We start from the raw sequence: 22,473 nt of genomic DNA on the forward strand, positions 1-22,473 counted from the left end.
ACAAAATTGCACTAAATGTACCAATGCCATGCAATTACAGCAAGGCATTGAAGCATAAACCTGTGCTTAATCTCGCTTTTTTTTCACATTCATAACAAAAACCGCTTTTATTAAGGTTTTCATTGCCCTGTAAGACGGCTTTCTCCCCGGAAAATCACTCTGTCATTTCCCCTGTAAGTACCGAAAACCACAACAACTGAAGGGTCTTCGTCACCTAAATCACGCCAGTTGTATCTGAGCCAGGGTTGATCAACAGTTCCACTCAAATTATAGCAGTCAAATCCGCTAGTTGGTTCAGTACTTTGCTGGCGAAGCCAAAGGCGGATCTGTTCACGATCATCGCCACTGTGAGTAGCAACCAGATTATCAAACTCACCGCTGTAAGCTTTCATTTCATCCTGAGCCGGATCTTCTGTGGTTACAGTAAAGCCGGCATCCGAACTGGCAGAGTCGCTCCAGATAATCTGACGGCAGTAATAGCCGCTATTAAACGCACTGCCACTGTCATCTGTGTTGGTCACAAACTCGTTTCCATCCCAGTACTCAACTTTGAGCGGTACTGAAATCTGAGCATCACTATTGCCACCGACATCGGTCAGTGCCATACGGCCATATCTGAAATCCGGTTGCTCGGAAAACAGTGCAGACAGGGCTGCACTGCCCGTTCTGTCGCTATTAAATGAAATGCCGTCCGGGGTATTTCCACCGCTATCTGTAATGATTTGGACACCAAAGCCGGAGTTATACGGTCCGTCCGCTTCAGTCTCATAAGGAGAGCTTGCCACTGCATTTTTTACAAAGGTAAATTCGGAATAATTGACCTGCAACTGAGCATAATCCGGGGAGTCATCAATCAGAGTCCAGTCACTTCCGGCAGTCCAGGAGGTGCTGGTCTCATCCACAACGGAATCCGTTCCGTCCAGCAGACGATCGGTTAAAGAAGTCGTTCCTGACATGGCGTAGTATTCAAGATCGGCCACAAGATCAGAGTCAAAATAGAGATAGTTCGCGACCGGACTGTCATCCCGCGTCATCGCCTGGACAAAGAAATTATGCTCGATGGACTGACCCATATATGCAAAACCCGCATGCCCGTCTTTATATGTCCAGGTATCTGCTCCACCAGAAGTCACCAGCGCCAGATGGTTTGGGTAGAAGCGCCCTATCTCCCTATAACCCTGATTAATATCCATTCCAAGATAAGTACCTGCATCAACCTTAACCCGCAACACACCAACTTCGCTCCACTCAAGTTCAGACAGGTAATAGTCCCCTTCAGAAGATTTAGCGCTGTGGGCAAAGCTCTTAGTTCCACTAAGGGTGCCGTTTTCACCCGAAGAAGGCTGCGCAACTTCATGGTCCAGAGTGACCGTTGCAGATGGCGAGATATAAAAGTTATGCGTCACATTATCGGTATCGCAGTAGCCGGATACATCAATATCGTCATTTTCAGGATCAGACTCGGCTGCACTCTGCTGCCAGATTATCGGGTAGATATGCAGATCAAACTGCTCACCGGCGGCTTTGTAGCCCAGGCTGGAGGCATCGGTAATATTGCCGTCCATATCACTGTTTTCAGAGTCACAGATTGCAAAAGTCCATGGGCGGAAATCCACATCCACAGAGCCGGTTAGCCCGTCCCAGAAAATAGATTGTCCGTTAGAAGTCACACAGGAGCTGTAGCCTTCCGGGCAGTCGAAGTTACTGTCGCTGATAGTCAGATTAACGGTTCCCGACTCGTAGTATCTCAGATAGGCAATCTCATCCGGACTGCTTGCATCTGAATCCACTTCGCCATTGGTAAACTCAAGAGTTATCTGACTGGAAGACCAGGTGGAATTAGTGTCACTTTTTACCTGGAAATTACCGTCGGTTGCACCGCTTGCAGGCACTTCAATGGAGGTGGTAACACTTAACGTTTTGCTTCCGGAATACTCTTCAACCAGGGTCGCAGTATCATCTTTGCAGGCAAGCACACGCATTGAAAATATCTCTTCTTTACCTGCAATTCCGTCTGCTTCCGGGATATCAAACTTATAGGGAACAACGCTCACTGTGGCGCTGTCTGACTCATCGGTATCATCCACCAGAGTGGCCGTTATACTGTAATCATCTAAAGCAGCAGAAAGGCTCAGATCCAGAACTACCTGCCCGTTGCTGTCGGTACTGTATTCTCCGGCAGTTCCTATTCCGGATGGGGAAAAACTGACGTTTACCTTAACTCCTGAAGGCGCACTGCTTCCGTCTTCATCGGTGACATCTATGGTGACCTGTGGCGAGGTTTCGCACTGGAGCAGGTACTGCTGCGATGGAGTGATGGCAACCGAGTAGTTATCCCCGGTGACAGGTGATGTTGTACAGTCCGGCTCCTGGAAATAGACATTAGCATCATCCACCTCTAAATCCTTTGCTGTAACTGTGCCGTATAATTTCATTCCATCCAGCACCTTTGTCAGCTCTCTGGAGATAAAATGGCCATAGGCTGTACCGTCTTTTAACTCGCTGGTATCTGAACCGGTATTAATAACGATCAGATGAGAGCCTTCTGTCTGATATCTGACATTACCGCCGTCAAGAGTAAACTTAGTAACATAGAGTGTGACGTCACCATTAATATTTAAAGTACCGGTAACCTTAAATTCACCATCAACCTTGTGCACACCTGCTGAAAAGGTTTCTGTACCACTTATTTCTTTATAAGTGCCATAATCAAAATCCGCACTGTCAGGCACACTGATACTGTCTACATCAAAGCCTAATATATATTCACCTCTTGGCTGACATGTGTACTTGGTACCACTCCCTGTCAGTCGGCACCGGTTCCTTTGGATATCCTTGCCTGATATATCTTCAAAGCCAATTTTATAACCGTCTGCAGCATCATAAATTTTTGCACCGTTTTTAATATTCAGAGTGGAGGTTCCGCTGTTTTCCCAGCTCTGTACTGCTGTTGCGGGACACATACTTTCAGAGAATGCAAATCCTTGAGAGCTTCCTGGCTCGTCACCTGTCGGTGACTGCACGCTATCTTCACACTGTACATTGCTTATATTGTTGTAATAAAGACTAAAACCCGAAGAGCTCTCTGTACTCGTTTTCACTTCCTTTTCTAACCAGGTTGAATCTGAAGATGTCTGAATGTAATAAGTCAGCACACCATCTGAGGTGTGGGTAATTTTTATATTGTATGACTCATCCGTTAAGCTTGTATCGTTAAACAGATAATCAATGTAATAGTTAGTGAAATAAAACCGCCGCCAGTAGTCATCAAAACCAGCCCATATAAACTCAGACTCGGTACTGAACAGCCCTGTTCTGCGGTACAGATAGAGATACTGATCATCAGACGGCCCATCAACCGAAAAACTAATAGTAAATGCGCTGTTCATATTCAGGTTCTGACACCCGAGCACGCCTTCCGGACTTGCCGCGGAAAAACTGAAAGAAGAATAGATAAGGCTAAGCAGTATGACTAATTTCTTTATCATTCCTTCACTCCCCTGGCCCAGACTTCCTGCTCTCTCTGCACCTGAAATCCGGATGAGCCACAAATAGCCACCGTAGTCACTTTATAAAACTGCAACTCATCCGGAATAGTGTCGTCCAGCGTATTCGGATCCGTGCTATCAACCGGCGGATAGGTGCAAGTGACCGTGGCTTCACAGGATAAGCCAGCCTGTGAAATAAGCGCAGCAAGCGCATCTTCTCCTGTTGTGCCGTTGATGGTATCCCGGCAACGGGGTAACAGGTCATCCGGATCCTCCTGATCATTACCAAGCGGAAACAGCACCGTCAGCGCCCATTCATTGCCGGAATGAGCAAGAAACCACGCCTGTGTTCCCAGATATTCTCTGGTAAGAGTATCCTGATTTGACCAGCGTATCCGGGTCAGGTTAGCCGCCAGCATCCCCATCACCACGATCACAAACACGGCAATAAGAATCATATTGCCCCGCTGTTTTCTGATCCGTTTTGGCTGCTTATGGGACATTTAACACCTGCACATCATGTTTATAGCTGCTCTCTTCACCGTCATCATTAACGAAAAGAAGGTCCATATGAACCAGCCCGCCCCGCTGCAAAGTAGGAGACTCATAGCTGAAGGAGCTACTGCCATCCAGGCTGTCTGCAACGGTTACCGCACTGCCGGTCGCACCTTCAGCTCTGGTTACACTGCCTGATGTCAGACAGTAGGTAACATAATCTTCTCCGTAAATGTAATGCCGGTTACCCACCGAATAACTGCTGAAGGTATCGCTTATGGTGTAAATCCCGTTATTTTCACTACAGCTGATATCACAATCTTCAACCGGTGCGGAAGCAGTATCTGAAGTCAGATCACCAAAGCTGCTGGGATTAATAACCAAACGGTCACCCGGTTCAAAGTCGGCACTTGCCACTGCCTGATTATCCGTCATAAACATAATGGTATTGTTAGCAACGGACTGGGCTTCCACCTGAGTGTAAAAGCCGGAATACTTGATGGGATAAAACCGGAGGCAACTGCCATTCAGTTCAAAACTGTTAGGCACGGCATGGCGCATTTCTCGGGACATTTTTTCAATGGCAAAGCGGGCCTGATTCTGCACCTTCTGCCTTGCAATAGTATCCGAGTAGCCCGTAATGCCAAGCTGAAGAAAACCTGTGATACCCAGAACAATAATTCCGCTTACCACTATGGTCATCACCATTTCAATCAGGGTAAAGCCACTGCGCTTCATCAGTAGTTCCCCCTGTAGGCGGAAAAGCTAAAGTCGCCATACTTTCCGGCGGTAATGGTAATTGTGATACGTTTCGCCACATAGGTGCTGACGCTTAGCGTAATATCGGAGTTGTCCTCATAAACAACGGCCACCTCAGCGGTAAAGTTGGCATACTCATCTGAAATATCATTGCCGAAAATATCACTCAGGTTATTACAGCTGCTATCTCCTGAGGCACAGTCTGTCTGCCATGTGCCAATATAGTCATCCACATCATTGTAAGCCACCGGGCCTGACTCGCCATCCGGGCCGAAATCAGCTTCAGCGGTGCAGTCTGCCGGGTCTTCACCACAGCGGAATTCACCGCCATCCGGGTCACTGAGTTCATCAAAGTTTTTCGCCAGAACTTCGGCCATCAGACTCTGAGCAAGCGCAGATGCCCGCACCTCATAATGAGGACGGGCAGAATCGGCAACCTGAGGAAAAAGAAAACTGGTCAGGGAAAGCATGGCAAAGGCCATGATAATAATGGCAATAACACTTTCTATCAGGGTAAAGCCTTTTACCGACTTAGCAGCCATAGACATACCCCTGCTCATTGATGCAGACGCCAACAGAGTCATTATCACTGGAAATAGTAATAGTCACGGTACCACCGCTGGCCGGATTTCCAAGAAGGTCAAAAAGCACCGGTGATGAGGAGGAAGTGCTGATGGTCAGGTCATCATCCAGAACAAGGTTATCACTGCTGCTTTCACCATCCGCGCATCCTGCAACAGAACCAAGACAACTACTGCTGACCTGAAGTTTATAACGGTCAGAGAGGGCAGAGTCTGAGACATTAGAATACATCCGGCCAAGCTGAACCTGGCGGATCACTGAGATAGCCTGCTCCTGAGCGGCATAGGCAGAAAAGCCGGATTTCCCCATATAGCGGCTGGCTGCATAAACGGAAACAATCCCAAGCAGGATAATAACAACGACAAGCTCGATCAGGGTAAATCCCGGGCTGTACCGGGAGGGGATTTTCATCTGCCAGCGACCTTATACATCCTTGAACATATCATCCTCGTTCCCACACTTCACCATGGGAACGAGAAAAGAAAGGCTTACCGATGCAAGCCTTTCTCTGTAGATATTTGTTTAACAACCGCTATCATCTGTAATGACAGCAGTAGCTGGCGTACTCGCATCAGCTGCGGTTGTATATGTTATGTAGCATCCAGAGTTTTCAATATTAGTCTCTGATGCAGAGTCAACCTGCTCAGCTAAGGTCACAAGCAACGCAGCCGGATTCCCGCTGGTAACCGTATCCGATGCATATAGCCACTGAGTACTATCCTCTAAACCGGTAACAGCATCAACAATACCAGTCGCTGAAGCAGCAGGGTAACCAAAAGCGGTATCAATACCATCAACATCACTACCTACTGTAAGTGCATCAGACTCTTCACCTTCCATTGCAGATTTAGCATACACCACACTCGCCGCTCCCTGCATCGCACCTACCATCCCCTGCAGGGTTGACGCCCGAGCTTCAGACTGAAGATTTAAGAACCTAGGCGCAGCCGTAACCGCCAAAATACCAAGGATAACAATCACTACCACCAGCTCAATTAGTGTAAAGCCGCTTTGTCTTTTCATAATACTATCTCTCATAAAATATTTAGTATCGCTTTAACATAACGCGGTGCGCTCCCCGTAAAACACCAGTTCTGTTATTTCTATTCATAAAAAAATTAACAGTGCTAATTATAATAATTAGCGTGATACCACTTTTTTTCAACACTAGATGCAATGTTCTAAGTAATTATTATTAAAATATTGTTATTCCAATGAGACGCTTACCCTGCCAGCGGTAATATCGTAACTGAAATAATATTCATCTGAGCTTTCCAACTGGGTGTACCGGCACTCAGAGCTTCCGATGGCCTCCGCTGAGTAGTTATCGTCCCCGGAGGTGCTTCCCTCCACATTTACAGATAAGGAGCTTTGCAAAAGCTCTTCCATTAAATCTTTGCAGGTTATATCGGTTGCAACGGATGCAGACGCTCCGCTCTCATCTAACGCGATAGGATAGCCATCTCTGAAGCCCGTATTATCTGAGCTGGTCAGCAGAAAATCTGTGCCATCATAGTTAACCGAATTTCCTCCGGCACTGTTAACTGGCCGGGCTTCGGCTTCCCACTGCGCTCTGACCGAAAGCACTGCGGTGGCAAAGCTGCCGGATACCGCCTTAATACTGGATTTTTGCGCCTCGTCGGCCACATCCAGAAACTTAGGCAGTGCCGTTACCGCCAGCAATCCGATGATGACGATAACAACAACCATCTCTATCAGAGTAAACCCCGGTGATTGATCGATATTTTTTCTCATAACCACACCATTAGCCGCTCTCATTCCGGCTACCCCTGAATTGCATCCAGCATGCCCCACATCGGCAGGAAAATACCCAGAGCCAGAACCAGAACGATTCCCGCAACGATAACAAGCAAAATGGGCTCAATCCTGGCCGTCAGCGTTTTAAGGTCATAATCCACTTCCCGATCATAAAAGTCGGCCGCTTCCAGCAGTAGTTCATCAATCCGGCCCGTTTCTTCGCCAACGGCTATCATCTGAATCACCAGGGGAGTAAAGATCCCGGTATTCACCGCCGTACCGGAAACACTGCCCCCGGCCTCAATGGCATTTTTCATCTCCATCAGACGAAGCTCTAAAAACTTGTTATCCATGGACTCGGCAGAAAGCGCTATCGACTGGTTAAGCGGAACCCCGGATCTCAGCATCAGCGCAAAAGTCCGGGAGAAACGGGCTAACTGGGCCCGGTTAACAATATCACCCACAATCGGCACCCTGAGCCTGAATTTATCCCACGCCTCCCTGCCTGCAAGGCCTGAAACCCAGGTACGGAACCCGATAAAAGCAAGCACCATAGCCACAATCATCCAGACCCAGTAGTCCACAAAGAAGTTCGAGGTGGCAATAAGTATTCTGGTGGGCAGCGGAAGATCCACACCAAAGCGGCTGAACATAGAGGCAAACTGAGGGATCACTTTTACATTCAAAATAAACAGGGCACCAACCACGAAAAGAATCACAAAGGTCGGATAGCGCATCGCCGACTTAATACGCTTGCGGGTTTCCAGTTCATTTTCGTAATACTGAGCCAGTTGAAACAGAACATCATCCAGACGACCAGTGTTCTCCCCCACATTGATCATGGAAACAAAAAGCGGGCTGAATACGTTGGAGTGCCGTCTCATGGACGCAGACAGACTCCGGCCGTTTGACAGTTCACTGCCCACATCTTCCAGCGCTTTTTTCAGCAGCTTATTGTGACTGTTGTCTGTCAGCCCCTTTATTGCCCGAAGCAGGGGAACCCCGGCTTTGGTCAGGCTGTACATCTGGCGGCAGAAGATAACCAGCACCTCCAGCGGAATGGTAGGCGTAAGAAATTTGGTTAAATCAAAGGCCGAATCTGACTCAGCACCTCTGCCGGGTGTAATGGAAACAGGAATGATACCTTTACCGATCAGAGCCTCGGCAGCCAGCTCTTCCGTCGGCGCCTCAACATTGCCGGTAATTTTGCTACCGTCAGAATTTCTTCCCTGATACTTAAAACTCGCCATCCCTCACCCTTAAATATAGATTGGCTCACTGTTGCCCGAAGAGTCACCCTCGCCCATAGTCATCACTTCATCCAGGCTGATCACGCCCTTAAGAGCAAGCTCCATGGCCGCAACCAGAAGTGGTTTGTAACCTTCTGCCTGACGGGCACTCACGGCAAAGTCCACCGCTTTATTTGCCCTTAGCGCGTCCATCATCTTTTCGTCCAGTTCCAGCAGTTCAAAGACACCAATCCGGCCTTTATAGCCGGTCAGGTTGCAGTTCTGACACCCCTTCCCTTTTACAAAGCCGGAATTAACCTGATTAGGAAAACGGCTTTCAACCCAGTTTTTCTTTGCGCCATCCAGATGATCCTGAACCGCACAGTCAGGACAGACCTTTCTGACCAGCCGCTGAGCCAGTACCGCCCTTACCGCACTGGCAACCAGATATCCCGGCGCGCCCATATCCATCATACGCAGCGCACTATCCACGGCATCATTGGTGTGCAGAGTACTTAAAACAAGGTGGCCGGTCAGCGCGGCCCGAAGACCGATTTCAACGGTTTCATGGTCCCGCATCTCACCCACCAGAATAATATCCGGATCCTGACGCAGAAAGGTTCTCAGCACCGTAGAGAAATCCAGATCGATTTTCGGGTTCACCTGCACCTGATTAACCCGTGGCAAACGGTATTCCACCGGATCTTCCGCTGTGATGATTTTCTTGGACGCTTCATTTAATTCCGAAAGCGCACCGTAAAGTGTCGTGGTTTTACCTGAACCGGTTGGCCCGGTAACCAGTATCATTCCGTGCGGGCGTTTAAGCTGTCTTCTCAGCCTGAGCAAAAGATCCTGAGGAACCCCGGTCTCTTCCAGTTTCAGGATCCCCGAAGACTGATTAAGCAGACGCATCACCACGGATTCACCATGCTGCACCGGCATGGTAGACATACGGATATCAATGGACTGCCCCTTAATCCGGATATTAAACCGTCCATCCTGAGGCAGACGTTTTTCCGAGATATCCAGGTTCGCCATCAGCTTTAGGCGCAGCACCAGTGCAGAGGCGATATTCACCTCATTCAGCAGAGTTTCATGTAAAATACCGTCCACACGCTGCCTCAGGCGCAGCACATTAGAATCAGGCTCGATATGGATATCAGAAGCCCCTATCTGCACCGCATCCTCAAACAACGAGTTAATCAGCTTAACAACGGTAACATCATCGCCCTCTTCATCCAGAACACCGAAATCGACGGTCTCGGAAGACTGATGCTCAGCCTGAAGCTGCTCGGCAAAGGAGGCAATTTCTTTGGTCCGGCGGTAATAGCGGTCAAAGCCGTCAACAAGCTGAGACTCCGGCGCGATAACAAAATCAAGCTGATACTGGGATAACCGGTCCAGCAGGGATTCCTGCGCGCTAAGGTCGGCCGGATCACTCATGGCCACTTTCAGAATATCGCCATCCTGATCAATCACCAGAGCACGGAGCCGGCGGGCGTGAACTTCACCCAGCAGCTGCACCGCATCAATGTCCACATTGGCCCGGCTAAGGTCGATTAAAGGCAGAGAGAGCTGCTGGGAAAGAAACTCCAGCATCTGCTGTTCAGACAGGAATCCCAACTGAATCAGCGTTGAGCCAAGCTTGGCACCTGTCTGCCTTTGCGCTGTCAGTGCTTTTTGCACCTGGTCGTCGGTAATAATGCCCTCTTCAACCAGCAGGTCACCCAGCCTTTTCTTCAGTTTAATCGCCACTGCTTGTCTCCTTCAGGCTCTTCAGAAGGGACAAACGCTCCCGAATAAAAGTCTGTGTTTTTTTAGAAACGCCCACCCGGCCCAGCGCTTTTTCGTAGGAGAGAATGGCATCCTGATGCTGCTGACTTCTTTCCTGCTGAATGCCCAGTCCAAGCCACCAGCGGGCATTGTCACCCTCTTTCTCAACCAGAAGCCGGTAGGACTCAAGAGCCAGAGGGTTATTTTTTATCTGTTGTGCCAGCCCCGCTCTCAGAGAAAGGTATTCAACCCCCGGATTATCCGGAAGATAAGACAGAGGCGTTAGCGCAGCTTCTGACTGACCTTCTTTCAGTAAAATTTTGCTCAAGGCTATCCGCAGCTTCTGATTGCCCTCTTCAAGCCGGATACCTTTACGCAGAACATCGACGGATTTACGCAGATTGCTTTTCCCGTAGTAAAGCGCGGCCAGTTTGCGGCGGGTATTATCGTCACGGGGACGGTATTTAAGTGCGGTTTCATATTCGCGAATGGCGGTATCCAGATCATTGGCATCCAGTGCCCGTTTGGCTCTTTCAATCGCGGTTCTGGCGACCTGTTCAGGGCTTAGCTCAACATGCTCAACTGTCATATTTGCCGCAACCGGTTCCACATCCGGCTTGTGGGTGGCAACCTGTGCCAACGCCAGAGGTTTCTCCTCAGCTTCTTGCGCTTTGCTCACCTTAGCGACTTTCGAAGCCTTCTGCTTGGCTTTTACAGGGCTGGTTTTAACAGCCTGAGCTTTTGCTGTTATCTGCTTTTTCTTTTCCGGCACAACAGACTGACTCTTGGGTTCTGTTGTGGTTAAGCTGGCAGCTTCATATACCTTAATATCTTCTGATGAAACCTGTTGGCTCGTAGGAGAAACGGCTCCGCTTACTTTTTCTGTGCCGGAGGTATCTTCAGCCTTACCCGCGATAACGGTCACTTCTTCACTCTTAACCGCTTCAGGCTGCTCTGATACCGCTGATGCCGCGCTGACTGAGCTCTCTGTCCCATCATCAAACTGAGTGGAAACCGCCCAGCCACCAACCGCAATGCTCAGTGCAAAACCGCCTACTGCCCAAGCCAGCTTCCCTGAACTTTTCACCTTAGGTATTTCCGCCTGTTTTAGCGGAGAGGCTTTTCCCTCTTCCTTTTCTGCAACTTTGGTTAACGCGTTATTTATTACACTCATGCCTAGCTCCACCCCCACAGGTACGGAGTTTTAAATCTGGGTTTGCGGGCATCGTAGGTATCCTGCAAAGCGGCATACAGATGCTTATTGGTGACGGTCACACTATGCTCATTAAACGCCAGAATCAGCGACTTATGACAGATCTGGTTAATCAGCCTAGGTATCCCTTTACTGGATTTCCAGATAGCCTTTTTCACTGCTAAATTGAAAATAGCATCCCTGCCACCACAAGTTTGCAGCCTGTGGCTGATGTAAGCCGATGCTTCATCCAGATCCAGAGGTCTCAGGGTGGCATTAAAAGTAATTCTCTGCCTGAACTGGCGCAAATGCTCAGCCTGAAGGCGGGCATCCAGCTCAGGCTGGCCGATAATAACCAGTTGCAACAGTTTGCTCTCTTCTGTTTCAAAGTTACCGAACAGCCTTAAGGTTTCCAGCGCCTCATCGCTCAGCGCCTGCGCTTCATCAATGATGGCAACACTTCTTTTCCCGGCCTGATGAATCTCCAGCAGCTTCATCTGAATCGCGTCCACAATGGTCTGCTCAGGCTGCACAATGATATCCAGCTCTTTGGCGATGGCTTTTTTCAGCTCATCAGCAGAGAGCACAGGGTTTGGCAGATAAATCAGCTGAACCGAATCCTGAAGCTGATTAAGCAACATGCGGCACACCATGGTCTTACCGGTTCCCACCTCTCCGGTTACCTTTATCACCCCTTCTCCCATTTCTATGGAAGAAATCACCGTCTGAATGGCCTCATAATGTGGAGGAAGGCCATGAAATAATCCGGTGTCCGGGGTCAGGCCAAAAGGTGCCTGATTTAAGCCAAAAAACGTCTGATACATTGCTACTCCGATTCAGGGAACCATTCCTGCAGTAAATCCCTTGAACGCTCAATTTCCTGTTGCCAGGTGTGCACACCCACAACAGTTGGTTTCAGCAGGATAACCAACTCTGTTTTTTCCGTAACATTACTGATATTTCTGAACAGGTATCCAAGCCCCGGAATATCGCCAAGCAGAGGTACTTTAGAGGTCTGATCATAGGTATAGGTTTTCATCAGGCCGCCAATCACCACTACATCACCGTCTTTGGCTCTGATAACCGAATCGGACTCACGGATGGTACTGCTTGCCATCGGCGCATCATCCAGAAAGTCATAGTTCTTTTCGCTGACTTCGATAACCGCGGGATGCACATGCAACAGCACATGGCCTGTGTCATCAATCTGCGGAGTAACATCCAGAGAAATGCCGGAGAAAAACGGCGTTAGCTCGTAATCAGCGACCAGGTCATCGCTGTCACCATCGCCGTCTGTATCTTCGTAACTTGCTTCATAATCGGTCACATAATACTCATCGGTACCCACTTTAATGACCGCTTTCTGGTTGTTGGTCGCTGTGACTCTCGGGCTGGAAAGAATATCGAGATCACCCTGGGTCGCCATAAAATTCAGCACCCCTTCAAAACTGCCGTCTGAGATAGTGATATTGGTCTGCCCGCCCAGCAATTCACCAATGGTATCCATACCCGGCAAAGTAGAAGACGCAGCGGTACGTGAAACTGTGGTATTGCTCCCCAGAGACATATTTGACCAGTTAATCCCCTGCTGATAGCCATCATTCAGGGTTACTTCCAGGATCTTGGCTTCCAGTATCACCTGCCTCTTCAGGCGCTCTGTAGAAGCCCCGAGAAACTGCTTAATTTCTCTGATTTCGTCAGGATAGGCCTTTACCATAATTAAGCCGGACTGCGGTGATACCACCACACTGCGGCCGCCTTCGCTGCCAATCAGGCCACTTATCGCAATCTGTAGCTGAGCCCAGAAATCACTTTCGCTTTGTGTCTCTATCGTGGTGCCCGCTGATGTGGTATTTGAACTGTCAGAGGAGCTGTCAGAGTCACTGCTGCCGGAACCTTCTGTGGTAACCGTGCTTGTTGAAATGGAAGTCAGTGAGCGCCCGCTTCGGGTAAACTGGATATAATCCACCGGGATGGTTTCAGTACGCATGCCCGCCGGATAGACCTGAATCATCTTGCCGTTTTTAACTATGTCATAACCGTACATGTCTCTGAGCACGTCAAGCAGCTCATCCAGAGTGACATCTGTCAGGCTCAGGGTAATATCACCGGAGACATTCGGATGGATAACGGTACTGAACTCAGTCCCTTTGACTATACCGGCAAAAAAGGCCTGAGCCCCGACACCCTTCGCCTGAACTCTAAAGCGCTTTATCCGTTTTGCTGAATCGGTATCATCCATCAAAGCCAGTTCAGGCATCAGATCGCTCTGCACCGATTCCGGCAGTTCGTCCAGACTGCGGTTTGTTGCATTATTCGCAGCCTGGTTTAACGCCTCTTTAATTTCCACCGGGTCTCTGTGCCCCATAGAGCACCCCACCAGGGAAGCAATCACTACACCAATTAAAACTCTGCGCATACCCACCATGGAACCTACTGTTTTATATCTTGCGGGAAAAGCTCTAACGTCCATTGCTTTCCTCCTCTGCTTACCGTGACTGATTCAGAAGTAATACTTCTGACCCGGTAACCTGAAATTGAGTCACTGCTCTTTACCAATTCATTGTTAATTATGGCATAACATTTCAGATTGCCACTTTCACAGATAATGCTCTGCAAAGAAGGAAGAGGGAAACGCCGTTTCGCCACCCCTTTCTCTTTCTGCTGAGACTTGGACTGAGCCCAGTCCAGCGGAGCTGTCGGATCCTTTTGAGCGAGCGATGCGAAAGGCAAAAGCGCGCACAATAATAAGCAGCTCAGCTGCGTGCCTTTATCCACCAATAAACTCCTGTCCTGTACCCAGCGTATACACTTCCAGTATCAGCCTTGCCTGAGGGTACTCCTCAACCTGATAGTTAAAACTTTTCCAGAAATACTTCATCGGCATCTCTTCCAGTACGGAAAGGTAATTTTTGATATCGAAATACTTACCCGTCAGCTCGATTCTTACCGGATGAATATAGTAGTCAGTGGTATCCTTCTCGCCTTTAATCACAGGTTCAGCCGGTAAAGACTCTAGTGAAATCAGCTTAAGTGACTTACTGTTATCCAGAACACCCTCAAGCAGTTCCGCCATCTGATTTGGGGAAAGCAGACTGCTTAACTCTTCTGACAGAGAAGCTGACAGCTTCTCACTCTTGGCATGAAGCCTTTTTAGCTGAGCGTCGACTTCTCTGTCCGGATCCTTCTTCAGTCTCTCTTTTATCAGCTGAATCTGTGAACGCACCTGAGCTATCTGGTTTGATTCGCTCTTAATCTGCCTTTGCATTGAGCTGCCGATATCCATAGCCGGCTCCACCAGCAAGGTCAGCAGAATAAAGAACAGCCCCACAGCACCACCGAGTGAAATCAGCAGCTTCTCTCTCTGTGACAGGGCCAGAAATTTCTCGCTATATTTGCTCCAGAACTCTGCCATATTATTTGCCTCCACTGGACGATGGGGACGTCTGTTCGCTGATAGCGCTTCTGCTGGCTATCAAAGAAAAGGTGATCACATCCTGCTCATTTCTGCCGATAACCAGTTTTTCAAAACTTCGGCCAACCAGTTCCACCTCATTTTTAAACTGCTTAACCCACCTCGGAACGCTGCCGGGCGTTTTAGCCAGCCCTGCCAGATTCAGCTGATTCTGGTCCATTACGATAGAGGAAATGGAAATGCTTTGACTCTCAAGCTTTGCCAGTGCCTGCATCACGCCTGAGTAACCGGCCTGCTCAGCTTCATTAAACTGATGAATGGCAGACAGAGACTTCTCCTTGTCCTCTATCTCTTTTTTCAGCCTCTCCGCTGCGGCTAATTTGGCAGGGGAAGGTTTGTGACCAGCAAGCTCTTTCTGCAGACCTTTAACTTCCTGGCTCAGTGAACTCATTTCGCTTCTTAGCTGGCTGAGCCTCGACTTATCACTCGAGTTTTGTACCACCTGATAACCGTACAGTGCCCCCATGAGCACAACCACCACACCCCACAGGGCGGCCATATTGGTCAGGTTCAGTATTTCTTTTTTCGGTTTTAGCAACTCCGGATACAGGTTCACCCCGGTAGCCGGAAGATGCTTAACGGCCTGCGCCAGTACATCACCACAGCGGGCAGAGTCCCCCTCAATCAGAGGAAGAACCTTAATTGCCAGCCGCTCGGACAGCGCAGGAATCAGCTCTGACTGAGATTCCTCGTCACAACAGATATACAGGTGGTTAAAGCTGACATCACGAATCTGCGAAGAGAGGTAGTCAGTGGAACGCTGCAGCTCCAGAGCCAGATTATCCAGCTGAAACTCTCCCATGGCGGTACCGGTTAGCGGCGGAGTCACACCACGAATAATGCGCTGAAAGCGGTTCTGTTTCGCGGTATAGGCTCCAATTTTGAAGTTTGCCTTTTCACTGCGGTGTAGCAGCATAAAGTTGGCAAATTCTTCCTGCACATAGCCCCAGGCTTCGTCCTCCGGCACAATTCTTACCAGCTCAGCACCCGCGCCATTAAGCAACTGATTCAGCGATGTAAGTACCGTTTTCGGCAATACATAAGCCTGCGCTTTATTACCGTCAGGCAGGGGATAACCATCTGCCACAATATCGGTCACTTTTTCACTGATCAGATCTTTTAGCAGGAAGGGTAAAGCACCCGGCCACTCTTCAACCGGAACCTGAGGCTTTTCAATCTGATAGTTCTGATAAAAATCCGAAGCGAGAGTGACGCACACTTCTCTATGCCGAAAATCGGAGGCCGACAAGGCGCCACTAAGAGTAGACTCCCAGCCGGAGTCTATCGGATATCGGTCCACATTATCTGAGCCCTGCTCTATACCAGATATATAGAGCGCATCACCCAGAATCAGGATGCTAATCTGTCCCTGCTTTTCTTTACTTAACGTAAGTCTGGATATCAGTGAGCTAATATTCATCTGCTGCTACCATTCCTTAGTATTTTTTGCGCCAGCGGTTCCTTTTACCGATCTGAACCAGAGGTGCTTTAGGTTTAGGTATTATCTGGGTCTCTGACTGGAACATACGGCCCTGACCGCCATCCACTCCCAGCTCAACAAGGCTTTTCCACTCTTTACCGGTTTCAACACCAACGGCGATAACTCTGGTATCTGTGCCTTCACATGCTCCGACCAGACTGCGGATAAAGAGCTGGTTCTCCTGCCGTTGTTCTATTCTTTTAACAAGGCTCCGGTGAAGTTTCAGATAGTCGACATTAAGATCCTTAATGTAGTGCGTACTGGCGATGGTTTTCCCCGCCTGGCCAATAATGACCGAACATCCCAGCCCGGAAATCATCTTGATGACCGGCCGCACAAAGTCGAGGTTTGTCACCACTGCCCCTTCAACAAATTCAAAACTCAGCTGATGACGTTTTGCCGTGGTCATCTGCAGCAACTCATCCCGTAACCATCGGACATGAAGCTTGTTTTTAAACGGCACCACATTCAAATTAACGGAATAATCCTGCTGAAGGCTGGACGCTTTAATAAAGCGGATAACGGTACCCAGAACCACCCTGTCCATCTGAGCTTCATAGCCAACCTGTTCAATGGCAGCCATAAAACGGGATGCCTTAAGCACACCGACTCCCTCGTCGTTCAGCCTGACAAACAGCTCATTGTGCAAAAGCTTAGCTTCATTTGTGGCTCCGTTAATCAGGTAACATGGCTGCTCATAGACCAGCACGTCCTCCGGAGTAAAGGATTTATCAAATAAGGCCCTCCAGCGAACGCTTCCCCGGGTATCATTCGGGTTAATCTGCTTCTGAAAACGGCTCCAGGTATTCACACTCTGCAGTTGAGCACTTTTCAGGGCGGTTTCCGCTTCACCCAGAATCCGGCCTATGGGCTCGCCCTGTGAGTAGAAAGTCATTCCAATATGGAACCAGTTATCACTTTCAAGAGGCTCCAGAGGCGTTATCCTTTCGAGCTGGCGAATACACTGGTTAGCCACAACAGTAACGTCTTTACTGGTCTGATTCGGGATAAGCACAGCAAAGTCGGAGTCGTAATAACGGGCAAACACCACTTCAGGAAAGCGCTGGACAATATTGGATATCACACCGCCCACTTCAACAATAAACTCGTCCGAGGCGCTCTTGCTGTTGGCCTCAAAGACACTGTCCCAGTCACTGACCCGGATAAGCAGCACCCCACCTGTAGAGTCACTTTCCTGCAGCGCAGCCTCCAGTTTACTGTCAAACAGAACCCGGTTGGCAGCGCCGGTTAGCTGGTCGAGAAAGGTGTGAGTACGAATAAAGGTGTCAAAGCGGCTTCGTTCCTGCCGCGCATCCTGCAGCTCTTCAATCAGTGAATCCAGCGCTTCACTTGCGGTATAGGGCCACTCCTGATGATCGCCTTTGGCATAATCATCCACACGGCCGGCCAGAATCATTCTTCCGCGCTCTTCAAGCAGTTCACTGCCTCTGAGCTGCACTTTAAGCCAGCGCACGCCCTGAATAAGGCAGAAGATAACCAGACCAATTGCCAGTGTGATTGAAGACAAAGCACTGAGTGAATAACCGGAATCCAGATACAAAGGAACAGCTTTAACCGAGAGAACATATTCGCTGTTATTGGACAGAACGTAGGATTTTTCAAATAGCCTGTTTTTATCTATTTGCAGGGAAGTGTCTTTGTATCCGTAGATAGTTCCGGCGGGTGAAGAGAGCTCCATTTCGGCAATATTGCTTGCCTGCAGCAGTTTTGGCAGCCAGCTGTGCATATTCTGCGAAGCTTTGGGATCCGACATCTCCTTATCGATAACCCTGACAATGCCATCAAGATAACCGTTAAGATAGTCCTGCCCCACCCTTTTAAACGAGAGTGTGCCTCCTATAAACAGGATAAACATGGCACTAATCACAATAACAGTCACAAACGCAGTTAAGCGGGTACTCAACTTAAGCGTCGGGGTATATCTCATGAACGCTAAATTCCCTTTCTATCCAGCAGTTATACCTTGAGCACTTGATACAGTTTAACAACAAAACCAGTGAGATATCTTAACTATATGGCTAACCTGTAATTATTCCGCATAATATTGAATAAAATGTGGAGGATGTCGATAAAAGTGGGACTTTATACCAATACCAGTAATTAGCTGTTCAGTGATTGCGCAGGCAAAATCGCTAAGAGCAAGGCAAAATTTGCCGTAACTAGTGGCCCTAATTACAAAAATTTTAACGCAGCTATTAGCGATTTTGACAAGCAAGGATGAACAGATAATTGCTGGGATTGGTATTGTGTCTCTATAAACGACAAAAGCCGCTAAAAGCGGCTTTTTATATAAATCTGACAATAAGCGTTTCCTAGAACGGTAGGTTACGTATTATTCTTGCCAGTAAGTGAGTGAGTGAATGACACTTCCCATTACGACCAAAGCCACACACACAAGATTACGTCTATTTTTACAAACCGCATGTAAATGTAAAAATAATAAGGAAGGATCATCAATTTCTCGGCTTAATTTTACACTTCTAAGTTCTGGGAGATTGAGCCCCAACTAATTATCCTGTAAGGTTCAAAGGCTATGTTGCTAATCCTCAATAAGCTCTTTAGTTCAGATAGTTAACATTCTGCCCCATTCCTTGTTCTAGCAGCATTTTGTATGAAGCGGAGGAAAATGGTTTTGCTATAATTAAGCGAATCTAAACCTCATATCTTGGGTGTATGTGATGAGTAAAAAAAGGCTTACGGAAGAAGAATTGCTTGAAGGCATGACAGCATACAATGCACACGCTGATGAGCTTATCGCAACAGAAAGTAAAGACGATTGGTTGTCTTTTGCTGAAACAGAAAGAGTATCTGATGATTTCATGTCCGAGCGAGTGGATGTTTTTGATGAGTCTGAGTCAAATGTAATCAATCCAAAAGCCTTTATTGAAGAACTTAGGGTAGCGTTAGCCCAGCTATATGAAGGCGATATTGAGTTGTGCGATTTAGGTAATGAAATTGGTCGAGTTGTTGGGCGGCTGAGTACTCCTCATAAAGCTATTGAGCATGAGTTAATTCATGGAATTGAGCACGGTATTGACTTAGTAGCTAGAGAAAAAGGGACTGGCAATGAGTAGCACTATCAATGATAGGCTACAGCAATCTCAGTGGACCTGAACAGCATAGTGCAGAGTTAAGGCAATGGAGACAAGAATGTACTACTTTGCGGAGGATCCCTTCTAGGTTATGTAAACCTGGAGGGTAAATGAAAAAATTAAAGCAACAGTACCGAAGTCAAGTGAAGGTGCATGGGCATTATTTTGGGGATGTGTATCCTGGTGTCCGTAGCGGAACTCATAAGCAATTTTCAACCAAGCAGGAAAAGAGTTACTTTTTCCTCCATGAGATTGAGTATAGACAGTATCCAATCAAGCTACGAGCTGCGCGAGGAAAACCTTTAGCTGATCCATGGGACGACTACCCGGCGAATGTGAATTATCTAGCAAAAAGTTGGAAACACAATTCCAAGCGACGTTATCAGTACTACAAGTAAGTTTTAAAGCTAATAAAGCTCCGTTGCGGGGCTTTTTCTTTTTCGAACACCAGAGACGACAAGAGCCACTAACTGTATATAAAAGTCAGTGGCTCTATTACGCGCAACCTGTGGTCAATACTCTATATGAGCGGAAGAGAACAGGGCTATTGAAATTGCGGAGGTCTTTGGTTATCGCGGCGCGGCCTGCGACTCATCAGAGTAGACATCAATGTACTGAAAAAGTCCCGCTGTCATTGATAGCGTCTAGTCTATCCTTAAATTCAACAACAAAGCAACCTAAGCTTACACTTAAATCCACCCCATTATGTAACAGGTTCGCGTAATTCGATAGGTCTTTATGTTTCCTTCAGCCTTAGCCTTCTGGTAAGCAGCTTTAATTGCTTTCATGCTTTCATGCTTTCAATTTTCGCATTTCGAGCTTTTGTCATTTGCTTTATTGACTTCATAGCTATGCCTTTGCTTTCTGACCACTGCTCCCAGCAAACCATACTGCAAGCACTACTGGTTTTGCAAGTCACCCCGAGTCGAGGACAGTTCCGGAGTATGATTCCGGGTTCAGGGAGGGAGCCAGGTGTTCTGGCTCTATTCGGGACGTGCGACGTGAAGTCGCATGGAACGCTGTTCACCGCGTTGCAAGAGTGAACCATCTGTATCACCAGATGACCCTATGACTCTGAATAAAGAAGCGAGTCTGACAATGTAACAAAGTCCGGTTCACCGGACGGGAAAGAAATCGTGAGAGGATGTTCCTCCTGACAACCACACAAGTCGGGTAAGTGCTAGGGAGTCGGTATGATGAATGTAAGTGAACCCGCCTAAGGTGCGTCATTCGAGAAACAGCGGAAGTGGTTTTTACGCTGCTGCCAAACGGCAATGAGGGCTGGAAAGAGGTTGTCCCGTACTCTTTCGTGATCGCTAAACCCTCCGCACTATAGCGGGCATCTAACCCGACATTGCGTTCCATGCGGAACACGGTAAGCCTGTATCGCTCCTTCTGGGAAAGCTGTCTGTCAGCCGATAGTGATGCAGGTAGAGGAGGCTGGAAAAAGCAAATGCGGCATTGTAATGATGCAGATACAGACAGTTGTCTGGCGCGAAAGTGAGCCCACTTCCGGCTGGTCTCCCGTTGCAAGATGATTTGAAGAACTTTATTCAAGGAGAAAACGCAAATGATGACTTCGAATGAAGTTAGTGCCTCTCCCAGCGGCACTCAATGGCAATCCATCGACTGGAAGGCCGTTGAGCTGCACGTATTAAAGCTTCAGATGCGCATTGCAAAAGCAACCAGAGAAGGTAAACAAGGCAAAGTAAAAGCTTTGCAATGGATACTGACTCACTCAAGAGCAGCAAAATTGCTTGCTGTTAAACGAGTATCACAAAACAAAGGCAGCAAAACACCCGGAATAGACGGTGTCATCTGGAACACGGATACCCTTCGTATGGCTGCGGTCAATCAACTGAGCAGGAAAGGCTATAAAGCCAAACCTCTCAGGCGTATCTATATCCCTAAGAAAAACGGCAAACTCAGACCATTAGGCATTCCCTGCATGATAGACAGAGCGCAACAAGCTCTACATCTTCTTGCTCTGGAGCCTGTGTCCGAGGCAATCGCTGACCCTAACAGCTACGGGTTTAGACCTAACCGTAGTACGGCTGATGCTATCGAACAGTGCTTCAACTGCCTTAGCAAAAGGAATTCAGGGCGATGGGTTCTTGAGGGAGACATCAAAGCTTGCTTCGACAAGATTGGTCATCAATGGCTAATCGACAACATTCAAACGGACAAGAGAATGCTGAAGCAATGGCTTGGGTATGGATTTATCGATAAAGGATTATTCTATAAAACGGCAGAGGGAACGCCTCAGGGGGGTATATGCTCCCCGACGCTTATGCTGTTAACGCTTGCTGGATTGGAAAAGCTGGTCAAGTCGATAGCCCGTAAGACTGACGATAGAATCCATTTTATAGGATACGCAGATGATTTTGTCATCACAGGTACTTCAAAGGAAGTGCTCGTTGATGAGGTCAAACCACAATTGATCCGCTTCCTACAGGAAAGAGGCTTAACACTCTCTGAAGAGAAAACGCATATCACTCATATTAATGATGGTTTTGACTTTCTTGGCTTCAACGTCAGAAAGTACAACGATAAACTGCTTATTAAACCGAGCAAGAGCAATGTGCTGTCATTCTTGAGCAACATGCGGGATCTTCTCAGGAAACATCCTACTATCCCAGTGAACGATCTCATCAAAATGATGAATCCAAAGCTGAGAGGATGGGCGAACTACTACCGCCACTGTGTTGCTAAACGAGTCTTTGGCTATGTAGGCAATAAAATATTCTGGATGTTATGGAGGTGGGCTATTCGACGCCATATAACCAAAAGCAGACATTGGGTAGCACGGAAATACTTTATTAATCGTAAAGGTCAATGGCAGTTTCACGGTTGGCAGAAAATAGCGAATATGGATTGTCAGTTCAATCTTGTTCAAATTGCTCATACTCCAATTAAAAGACATGTGAAAATCAAAAGTGCGGCAACGCCCTACGATCCTCAATTTGACGCTTATTTAGCTAAGCGTAAGCGAGAGAAAGTAGGTAGGCACACTTGGTTTAATCCTGTTTTAGCTGCTCTGTAGAGAGAGGTTGCTGGGTAACATAATACGCCTTAGTGGAGGCTTGAGCCGTATGCAGTGAAAGTTGCACGTACGGTTCTTAGGGGGAC

19 protein-coding genes are annotated in these 22,473 nt (G+C 47.9%); 3 read left to right on the forward strand and 16 right to left on the reverse strand.

Annotation, left to right across the window (positions count from 1 at the left end):
• Positions 1-119: 119 nt before the first annotated feature.
• The 16 genes from L3Q72_RS13045 to csrD all read right to left on the reverse strand — a co-directional run bounded on the left by L3Q72_RS13045 (position 120) and on the right by csrD (position 18,179).
• Entirely contained in the window at positions 120-3,488 is a 3,369-nt protein-coding gene (locus L3Q72_RS13045; protein WP_275130368.1) for a DUF6701 domain-containing protein, read from the reverse strand.
• Positions 3,485-3,991 carry a hypothetical protein gene (locus L3Q72_RS13050; protein WP_275130369.1) on the reverse strand — a complete coding sequence of 169 codons (507 nt, stop codon included), beginning with the start codon at positions 3,989-3,991 and terminating at the stop codon, positions 3,485-3,487. The genes L3Q72_RS13045 and L3Q72_RS13050 overlap by 4 nt, the downstream gene beginning before the upstream one ends.
• On the reverse strand, positions 3,981-4,721 hold the full coding sequence (locus tag L3Q72_RS13055; RefSeq protein WP_275130370.1) for a type II secretion system protein: 741 nt from the start codon (positions 4,719-4,721) through the stop codon (positions 3,981-3,983). Before L3Q72_RS13055 ends, L3Q72_RS13050 begins: the two co-directional genes overlap by 11 nt.
• Positions 4,721-5,284: a type II secretion system protein gene (locus tag L3Q72_RS13060; protein WP_275130371.1), complete on the reverse strand. Its 564-nt coding sequence runs from the start codon at positions 5,282-5,284 to the stop codon at positions 4,721-4,723. Before L3Q72_RS13060 ends, L3Q72_RS13055 begins: the two co-directional genes overlap by 1 nt.
• Positions 5,274-5,735 carry a type II secretion system protein gene (locus L3Q72_RS13065; protein WP_275130372.1) on the reverse strand — a complete coding sequence of 154 codons (462 nt, stop codon included), beginning with the start codon at positions 5,733-5,735 and terminating at the stop codon, positions 5,274-5,276. The genes L3Q72_RS13060 and L3Q72_RS13065 overlap by 11 nt, the downstream gene beginning before the upstream one ends.
• Positions 5,736-5,846: 111 nt before the next feature.
• Positions 5,847-6,347, reverse strand: a complete 501-nt coding sequence (locus tag L3Q72_RS13070) for a prepilin-type N-terminal cleavage/methylation domain-containing protein (RefSeq protein ID WP_275130373.1) — start codon at positions 6,345-6,347, stop codon at positions 5,847-5,849.
• Positions 6,348-6,530: 183 nt separating this feature from the next.
• Positions 6,531-7,103 (reverse strand): prepilin-type N-terminal cleavage/methylation domain-containing protein, encoded by a 573-nt coding sequence (locus tag L3Q72_RS13075; protein ID WP_275130374.1) that lies wholly within the window; start codon positions 7,101-7,103, stop codon positions 6,531-6,533.
• Positions 7,104-7,108: 5 nt separating this feature from the next.
• On the reverse strand, positions 7,109-8,332 hold the full coding sequence (locus tag L3Q72_RS13080; protein ID WP_275130375.1) for a type II secretion system F family protein: 1,224 nt from the start codon (positions 8,330-8,332) through the stop codon (positions 7,109-7,111).
• A 9-nt stretch (positions 8,333-8,341) separates the two neighbouring features.
• On the reverse strand, positions 8,342-10,066 hold the full coding sequence (locus L3Q72_RS13085) for a GspE/PulE family protein (protein WP_275130376.1): 1,725 nt from the start codon (positions 10,064-10,066) through the stop codon (positions 8,342-8,344).
• Entirely contained in the window at positions 10,056-11,258 is a 1,203-nt protein-coding gene (locus L3Q72_RS13090; RefSeq protein ID WP_275130377.1) for a tetratricopeptide repeat protein, read from the reverse strand. Before L3Q72_RS13090 ends, L3Q72_RS13085 begins: the two co-directional genes overlap by 11 nt.
• A gap of 2 nt (positions 11,259-11,260) precedes the next feature.
• Positions 11,261-12,100: an AAA family ATPase gene (locus L3Q72_RS13095; RefSeq protein ID WP_275130378.1), complete on the reverse strand. Its 840-nt coding sequence runs from the start codon at positions 12,098-12,100 to the stop codon at positions 11,261-11,263.
• Between the two features lie 2 nt (positions 12,101-12,102).
• Positions 12,103-13,695 carry a pilus (MSHA type) biogenesis protein MshL gene (gene mshL / locus L3Q72_RS13100; protein ID WP_275132113.1) on the reverse strand — a complete coding sequence of 531 codons (1,593 nt, stop codon included), beginning with the start codon at positions 13,693-13,695 and terminating at the stop codon, positions 12,103-12,105.
• Positions 13,696-13,709: 14 nt separating this feature from the next.
• Positions 13,710-14,054, reverse strand: coding sequence for an MSHA biogenesis protein MshK (locus L3Q72_RS13105; protein WP_275130379.1), 345 nt, complete (start codon positions 14,052-14,054; stop codon positions 13,710-13,712).
• Complete coding sequence (gene pilO, locus L3Q72_RS13110) at positions 14,047-14,691, reverse strand: type 4a pilus biogenesis protein PilO (RefSeq protein WP_275130380.1); 645 nt, start codon at positions 14,689-14,691, stop codon at positions 14,047-14,049. The genes L3Q72_RS13105 and pilO overlap by 8 nt, the downstream gene beginning before the upstream one ends.
• A gap of 1 nt (position 14,692) precedes the next feature.
• Positions 14,693-16,171, reverse strand: a complete 1,479-nt coding sequence (locus L3Q72_RS13115) for an MSHA biogenesis protein MshI (RefSeq protein WP_275130381.1) — start codon at positions 16,169-16,171, stop codon at positions 14,693-14,695.
• A 16-nt stretch (positions 16,172-16,187) separates the two neighbouring features.
• A complete protein-coding gene (gene csrD / locus L3Q72_RS13120) occupies positions 16,188-18,179 on the reverse strand; it encodes an RNase E specificity factor CsrD (protein WP_275130382.1) in 1,992 nt (663 codons plus the stop codon).
• 751 nt (positions 18,180-18,930) lie between these two features.
• Here csrD and L3Q72_RS13125 point away from each other — a divergent pair.
• The 3 genes from L3Q72_RS13125 (at position 18,931) to ltrA (ending at position 22,387) form a co-directional block, all read left to right on the forward strand.
• A complete protein-coding gene (locus tag L3Q72_RS13125; protein WP_275130383.1) occupies positions 18,931-19,326 on the forward strand; it encodes a hypothetical protein in 396 nt (131 codons plus the stop codon).
• Between the two features lie 128 nt (positions 19,327-19,454).
• Positions 19,455-19,742 carry a hypothetical protein gene (locus tag L3Q72_RS13130; RefSeq protein ID WP_275130384.1) on the forward strand — a complete coding sequence of 96 codons (288 nt, stop codon included), beginning with the start codon at positions 19,455-19,457 and terminating at the stop codon, positions 19,740-19,742.
• A 1,172-nt stretch (positions 19,743-20,914) separates the two neighbouring features.
• On the forward strand, positions 20,915-22,387 hold the full coding sequence (ltrA, locus tag L3Q72_RS13135; RefSeq protein ID WP_275130385.1) for a group II intron reverse transcriptase/maturase: 1,473 nt from the start codon (positions 20,915-20,917) through the stop codon (positions 22,385-22,387).
• Positions 22,388-22,473: the final 86 nt, after the last annotated feature.

The organism is Vibrio sp. JC009, from assembly GCF_029016485.1.
GTDB lineage: Bacteria > Pseudomonadota > Gammaproteobacteria > Enterobacterales > Vibrionaceae > Vibrio.